Genomic DNA, 6,359 nt, shown 5'->3' on the forward strand with positions numbered 1-6,359 from the left:
CGGTCGAACTGCTCTCGACGCTGCCGGAAACCCAGCGCACGGTGCTGACCTGGTCGCTCGACGGGTTCTCGCCCGCGGCGATCGCGTCGGCGCTCGGCATGGCGGGCACCACAGTCCGCTCGAACCTGCGGCACGCCCGGGAACGGCTGAGACACCGGCTCGGCCTCGCCGAGCGCGAGGAGGCCCTGATGACCGCACTGCGCGAAGCCGACGCCGCGCTGGTCGGCGCGTTGCGCTCGGCGCTTGATGTCGAGGAAGCCTTGACCCGCGTGAAAACCGAGGCGACCGCCTTGGCCGCACCGCGAGTTCCGGCTGGCCGCTTCGGCTTCGACGGCCCCGTGCGCGCCGCGGTCGAGGGCGATCCTGATGCGGCGCAGGACCTGCTCGCGGCGGTGCAGCCGCTGATCGTGCGCTACTGCCGGGCTCGGTTAGGCGGCGCGGATGCATATTCCTCGGCGGACGATGTGGCGCAGGAGGTTTGCCTGGCGTTGCTGACCGCGCTGCCGGGCTATCGGCATCAGGGGCGGCCGTTTCTTGCTTTCGTTTACGGGATCGCGCAGCACAAGGTGGCTGACGCGCATCGAGCGCACGCGCGCAACCGGACCGAGGCGATGGCCGAGCTGCCGGAGGCGATCGATCTTGCCGATGGGCCGGAGGAACGGGCGCTGCGAGCTGAGTTGAACCGGCATTTGGCTCGGTTGCTGCAACTGTTGCCGGAGCGACAGCGGGAGATCGTGTTGCTGCGCGTCGTAGTCGGGTTGTCGGCGGAGGAAGCGGCTGAAGCGGTCAGCTCCACCCCCGGCGCGGTTCGGGTGGCGCAACACCGCGCACTCCTGCGACTCCGCTCAGTCCTCGAACGCCGCCGACGCTGACCCGATCCGCGCCACCACGAACTCCGCCAGCGCTGCCACCGGTCCCTCGCTGCCGTCCCTCGACAGCAGGATGAAATCCACCTCGCCCGGATCCGGAAGGCCAAGCTCGGCAGGCAATTCGACCAGATCGGACGGCACCAGGCTCCGCGCGTGCACGGTGATCCCGAGCCCGGCGGCCGCCGCCGCGCGCAGGCCGGTCAGGCTCGACGTCAGGCAGGCCGCTCGCCATTCCAGCCCGGCGCGCTCCAGCGTTTCCACCGCCAGCTGCCGGGTGACCGACGGCATCGGGTACTGCACCAGCGGCACTGGATGGCCGGGCAGGAGTTCCGTCGCCGCCGAGCCGATCCACACCAGCGGTTCTCGGCGCAGCAGCCGCCCCGGGCCGGGCGCGCCAGGGCGGCGTTTGCCGAGCACCAGGTCAAGGCGGCCGTCGGCGATCCGGCGGGCGAGCACATCGGACAGTTCCACGTGCAGTTCGACGTCGACCAGCGGATGGCTTTCCCGCAGCCGCCGAAGGATTTCCGGCAGCTCGCCGAGCGCGAAGTCCTCGGACACGCCGAACCGGACCCGGCCGCGCACCTGTGCGCCGCGGAAATGCCGGGCCGCGCGCTCTTCGGTGTCCACAATGGTCTGGGCGAACCCGAGCATCGCCTGCCCGCGCGCGGTCAAGTCGACCGCGTGCGTGTCGCGGGCGAACAGCAATCCGCCGGCTTCGGATTCGAGCCGCCGGATGTGCTGGCTGATTGTGGGCTGCCCCACACCCAACCGCCTCGCTGCCGACGTGAAGCTGCGAGTTTCCGCCACAGCAAGGAAAGAACGGCACAACCGCGGATCCAGCATGCGTCACATCTTATCGGCTTCCGCAATGACAGTCAGTACGGTCATCGGGGTTCCGAATGACCGCCGCCGACGAGAGAATGGTCGGGAAAGGAGATCCACCGTGCTCGCTTCGTTCGCCCGCCCCGCCTCGGCCCTGCTTGCCAAGCTGCGGATCGACCCGTTCATCGCCCTGATTCTCGTCACCGTAGGCATCGCCTCGCTGCTGCCCGCGTCCGGCGCGGTCGCGACCGGGTTCGGCGCGGTGACGAAGATCGCGGTCGGCCTGCTGTTCTTCCTTTACGGGGCAAGGCTTTCCAGTCAGGAAGCGGTCGAGGGGATGCGGCACTGGCGGTTGCACGTCACGGTGCTCTGCGCCACTTTCGTGCTTTTCCCGCTGCTGGGTCTCGCGGCGTCGTTCCTCTCCCCCGGGCTGCTGACGTCGCCGCTGTACACCGGCGTCCTCTTCCTCTGCCTGCTGCCGTCGACCGTCCAGTCGTCGATCGCGTTCACCTCGATCGCGAAGGGCAACGTCGCGGCGGCGATCTGCAGCGCGTCGCTGTCGAACCTGCTCGGCATCGTGCTGACGCCGCTGCTCGTCGCGCTGCTGCTGGCCACCGACGGCCCGGGCGTGAGCGGTTCGGCGGTGCTGGACATCGTGCTGCAGCTGCTCGTGCCGTTCGTCGCCGGGCAGCTGGCGCGCCGCTGGATCGGCGGCTGGGTGCAGCGGCATTCCGCGCCGCTCAAGATCGTCGACCGCGGTTCGATCCTGCTGGTGGTGTACACCGCGTTCAGCGAGGGGATGACCGAAGGCATCTGGCACCAGCTGGACGTCGGCCCGCTGCTGGCGCTCGTCGCGGTCTGCTGCGTCCTGCTGGCGGCCGTGCTCGGCGCGACCAGCGGCGGCGCGCGGCTGCTCGGATTCGCCCGCGCGGACCGGATCACGATCATGTTCTGCGGTTCGAAGAAGAGCCTCGCGAGCGGCCTGCCGATGGCGACGGTGCTGTTCGGGCACGCCGAGGTCGGGCTGATCGTGCTGCCGCTGATGCTGTTCCACCAGATTCAGCTGATCGTGTGCGCGGCGATGGCGCGCCGGTACGCCCGGCAGGCGGCCGCGGAGGAACCGGGGGAACTCGCCGCGGTCGGGTGACGTCGACCGGGCGCGTCCGGGCCCGCCAGGATGAATCCATGCGGGGGCTGGCGTACGTCTCGGAGAGCGAACTGCGCCAGTTCCAGGACCGGAACCGGACGGCGGCCGCTGGCGGCGAGTGACGGAACTCAGGGCGAAGAGCCCGGTCGGAGAGGTCCGCGTGGACCTTTCCGGCGAGGCGGCCCGCCCGCGCACCGACCGGGCGCTCCGGCATCTGGAGACCTCCGGCCGTGCAGCCCGAACGCACGCCGCCGATCCGCGTGTTGGTCCCGAGCCCGCTCTATCGAGTACCCGAGCGCTCCGGAAAACCAGTAGAGCGCGCGGCAGTCCGCGATTACCCTCCGGCCCGACCAGTGTCGGCTAGGCGAGGACGTGCCGTTGTACATCGCGTGAGGCATCCCAAGCTCTGATTTCGTCGCGCGCCGCGTAATGCGCCGCGCTTCTTCGTGCTGCGGAATTCTCACTGGAATCGGTGTACTCCTGTGCTCTATAACTGGACAGTCCTGCCCACTTGCCTGCCGCTCGTCCGGCGGCGCTGCCACACGTGCGCGTCCGGATCTTTCCGGACCGGCGGCAAGTTCCGGGTCAACGCCAACCACAAACTCATCGACGCCTGGCTCCTCGCGCTCTGTACCGGCTGCGGGGAAACGGCGAAACTCACCGTGTTCGAACGGGCGAAGGTGCGCTCGGTCCGCCCGGAACTGCTGGATCGCTCGCACCACAACGATCCCGGCCTCGCCGCCGAACTGCTCCAAGACCCCGTCCTGCAACGGCGCAACCGCGTCGCGCTCGATTGGGCCGGCGCCTGGCGGCTCGACACCGGTGGTTCGGACCACCTCGGCCAGGACGCGATCGACGTCTCGGTCGCCTTCGCGGCCCGGATCCCGGTCCGGCCGGTGCGGCTGATCGCCGAGGGCTGCGGTCTTGCCCGGGCCGAGGTCGAGCGGCTGCTCGCGGCCGGGAAGGTCGTGTCGGGGGTCCGGCTGAGCGGCAAGCTCTCCGGCGACTTCGCCTTCACGCTCAAGCACTGAGCCGAGTCCGTGAGGGGAACCCTGACGGACTCAGAGTCCCTCAGGGTTCCCCTCACGGATAGCTCCGGAGCAGCCGCACCCGGGCGATCTATCCACAATGGACAGGGCGGAGTCCATTCCCGACTTCCGCTCGCATGAGCGCGAACCGCGAACCCGGGCAACAGCGGTGCCTGAACGGGCAATCGTGCGTAACCGGATCCGGCGGAAAGCGTTGCCGCAGCTCAAGGCCCCCGGGTGGAGGAGCCGCTTGCCCCGCCGTCCGCGCACTGGTGTTCAGAAGGGAACAACGCGGCGACAACCCGTAGACCGGCGCTTACCGTAAGTCCGCAGTCTCCCCCGTGCTCTGTCGTATCGGCCGAACGAAGGGCATCCGCGGCGACGTCGGCGGTCTGGCATGCCAGTCCGTCATATCCGGAGAACCCGACCAGAGGAGAAAGCATGGCTTCGCAGGACGGCGCCCGCGTCGACACCAGCGTCATGCGCAAGGGCGCGCAGACGATCAGCGACACCGGGCAGAACATCACCGGGGTGAACCAGAAGGTCGACGGCACCATGCAGACGCTGTTCGGCACCTGGCGCTCGGACTCGGCGAACGTGTTCAACCAGGCCATGGGCCAGTTCGACCAGACGGTCCGCAAGATCGTGCAGAAGCTCGACGAGCTTTCGCAGAACGTGCAGACCTCGGCGAGCGAGTACGACAGCCGGGACTCGGACAACACCTCCACCGCCAACAACGCCGCCGCGGTCATCGGCGGCGGCGGCCTGCAGGGCTTCTGATCCCCTTCCTTCCCACGAAAGGACGCTTCCCATGGCTTTGGGCCAGTTCCAGATCAGCTTCGCGACCATGCAGGACACCGTCGGGCAGGCGAAGCAGCAGTCCAACCAGATCACCGAGCTGCTGGACCAGATGAAGGCCGTCATCGAGGGCCAGCGCGAAAACTGGACCGGTGTCGCGGCGGACATGTTCCACGAGACCTACAACTACTGCCACCAGGCGGCTCTCACGCTGCCGCAGGCGCTCGACGCCGCCGCGCAGACCCTCGGCCAGATCAACGAGGGCACCTCGAACACCGAGGGCAACAACGCCAAGCGGTTCGCCTCGAACTGACGCCGCCGCTTCGCCGCAACTGACCTGAAAGGAGGGCGACCGGCCATGGTTTCAGCGGGTGACACCGATTACGGGATGCACAACGACACGTCGAACAAGCATCAGACGACCTCGGACGACGGCAAGTTCCACAGCCCGGGCGACCAGGCTCCGCCGGACGTGAAGAACGAGTGGATCCCGCCGGGCGACGTCGGCAAGCCGCCGCCGGTGCCGGGCGGTTCCGAGCATCCGGGCAGGGGCGTCACCGCGGTCAACACCGAGGCGATGCGCACGTTCGCGAAGAACATGCAGGCGCTCGCGGACGGGCCGCTGAAGGATCTTCCGGCGAAACTCGACGGGATCCAGCTCAAGCCCGGCGTGTTCCTGACGGCGCAGAGCAAGATCGCCAAGCCGATCCAGGGCACGAACGAGCTGCGGGACACCACCCGCACCGCGATCCACGACCTCTGCAAGGCGCTCGACGAGGTGGCGGACGCGGTGAACAAGGCCTCCAAGGCCTATGACAACGCCGACGAAGTCAACAAGATGTCCGCCGACGACTACAACCAGTATTTCAACACCGTCAGCGGCCACATCACCGGCGCCGGTCAGAAACCCTGACCGGACGGGCGGCGGTCTTTCCGGTTTCGAAGCGATCGAGGGAAGATGTCCGACGACAACAACACCCACGGGTTCACCTCGGACGACGACGGGGTATGGCCGGACACCACGCAGACCGGCAACCAGAACGCCACTGGCGACCCGTCGAAGGATTTCGACGGCCTGACGTGGAAGCAGATCGAAGCGGCGATCCTCGGCGGCGGTTCGCTGTCGGGGGGCCAGGACAACCGGGACAAGGCCTACGGCAACGTCAACTGGCAGTCGCTTCAGGACGCGGCCGGGGTGTTTCAGGAGACGCAGCAGAACCTCGCGATGGTCGCTCAGTCCATTCAGGACCAGACCGCCGCCCTCGCCGGACCCGACGGTCCGTGGAAGGGCGACGCCGCGACGAAGTTCAAGGACATGATGACCGCGCTGGGCAACAAGTTCTCCGATCTGGCGGACCGGATCGGCGACGGCGGCGGGTCGAACAATGTGCCGAACAACCTCGTCAATTCCGCGGCCTACCTCAGGTGGGCGCAGGACACGATCCGCTACATCGACAGCTATTACGCCAGCCAAGTTCTCGCCCAGGGCAGCAAATACCATCTCAGCGACGGGCGCGCGTACATCTCGCAGTTCCCCGAGGCCGTCGAGATGATGACCAATGACATGCGCAAGGTCGGCGGGCAGCTCGCGCAGAAGTACAACACCGTGCACGTCAACGCGGGCAAGACGACCCCGCCGCCGACTCCCGGCGGCGGCGACGGCAACACGCCCAAGCCTCCGCCGCCGCCACCGCC

The 6,359-nt window shown here is 68.3% G+C and carries 8 protein-coding genes and 1 pseudogene; 8 read left to right on the top strand and 1 reads right to left on the bottom strand.

The window, feature by feature from the left end; all coding sequences use genetic code 11:
* Window positions 1–41 precede the first annotated feature (41 nt).
* Together D0D37_RS48370 and shbA are read left to right on the top strand one after the other, a co-directional pair.
* Window positions 42–89, top strand: a pseudogene (locus tag D0D37_RS48370) (hypothetical protein); the annotation flags it as partial.
* A gap of 99 nt (window positions 90–188) precedes the next feature.
* Window positions 189–872 carry an RNA polymerase sigma factor ShbA gene (gene shbA, locus D0D37_RS47710; RefSeq protein WP_244223908.1) on the top strand — a complete coding sequence of 228 codons (684 nt, stop codon included), beginning with the start codon at window positions 189–191 and terminating at the stop codon, window positions 870–872.
* Here shbA and D0D37_RS45255 read toward each other — a convergent pair.
* Window positions 846–1,712: a LysR substrate-binding domain-containing protein gene (locus tag D0D37_RS45255; RefSeq protein ID WP_116206725.1), complete on the bottom strand. Its 867-nt coding sequence runs from the start codon at window positions 1,710–1,712 to the stop codon at window positions 846–848. The genes shbA and D0D37_RS45255 overlap by 27 nt on opposite strands.
* Window positions 1,713–1,812: 100 nt before the next feature.
* On the opposite strand from D0D37_RS45255, the gene D0D37_RS45260 reads away from it, so the two are divergent.
* From D0D37_RS45260 to D0D37_RS45285, 6 genes are all read left to right on the top strand, one after another.
* The gene (locus D0D37_RS45260) at window positions 1,813–2,838 is read left to right on the top strand and encodes a bile acid:sodium symporter family protein (RefSeq protein ID WP_208720561.1); all 1,026 of its coding nucleotides are present in this window, start codon (window positions 1,813–1,815) and stop codon (window positions 2,836–2,838) included.
* 482 nt (window positions 2,839–3,320) lie between these two features.
* Window positions 3,321–3,869, top strand: coding sequence for a DUF1062 domain-containing protein (locus D0D37_RS45265; protein ID WP_116206726.1), 549 nt, complete (start codon window positions 3,321–3,323; stop codon window positions 3,867–3,869).
* Between the two features lie 438 nt (window positions 3,870–4,307).
* The gene (locus tag D0D37_RS45270) at window positions 4,308–4,646 is read left to right on the top strand and encodes a WXG100 family type VII secretion target (RefSeq protein WP_116206727.1); all 339 of its coding nucleotides are present in this window, start codon (window positions 4,308–4,310) and stop codon (window positions 4,644–4,646) included.
* 31 nt (window positions 4,647–4,677) lie between these two features.
* Complete coding sequence (locus D0D37_RS45275; RefSeq protein WP_116206728.1) at window positions 4,678–4,977, top strand: WXG100 family type VII secretion target; 300 nt, start codon at window positions 4,678–4,680, stop codon at window positions 4,975–4,977.
* Window positions 4,978–5,022: 45 nt separating this feature from the next.
* The gene (locus D0D37_RS45280; RefSeq protein WP_116206729.1) at window positions 5,023–5,577 is read left to right on the top strand and encodes a hypothetical protein; all 555 of its coding nucleotides are present in this window, start codon (window positions 5,023–5,025) and stop codon (window positions 5,575–5,577) included.
* 45 nt (window positions 5,578–5,622) lie between these two features.
* The coding region (locus D0D37_RS45285; protein ID WP_208720562.1) for a WXG100 family type VII secretion target at window positions 5,623–6,359 on the top strand (737 nt) is incomplete at its 3' end.

This window comes from Amycolatopsis circi (assembly GCF_003385235.1).
Classification (GTDB): Bacteria; Actinomycetota; Actinomycetes; order Mycobacteriales; family Pseudonocardiaceae; genus Amycolatopsis; species Amycolatopsis circi.

Excerpts from the sequence above, each read along its gene's own strand:
- shbA (WP_244223908.1), top strand. The coding sequence starts at position 189 with ATGACCGCACTGCGCGAAGCCGACGCCGCGCTGGTCGGCGCGTTGCGC.
- D0D37_RS45255 (WP_116206725.1), bottom strand. The coding sequence starts at position 1,712 with ATGCTGGATCCGCGGTTGTGCCGTTCTTTCCTTGCTGTGGCGGAAACT.
- D0D37_RS45270 (WP_116206727.1), top strand. The coding sequence starts at position 4,308 with ATGGCTTCGCAGGACGGCGCCCGCGTCGACACCAGCGTCATGCGCAAG.
- D0D37_RS45275 (WP_116206728.1), top strand. The coding sequence starts at position 4,678 with ATGGCTTTGGGCCAGTTCCAGATCAGCTTCGCGACCATGCAGGACACC.
- D0D37_RS45280 (WP_116206729.1), top strand. The coding sequence starts at position 5,023 with ATGGTTTCAGCGGGTGACACCGATTACGGGATGCACAACGACACGTCG.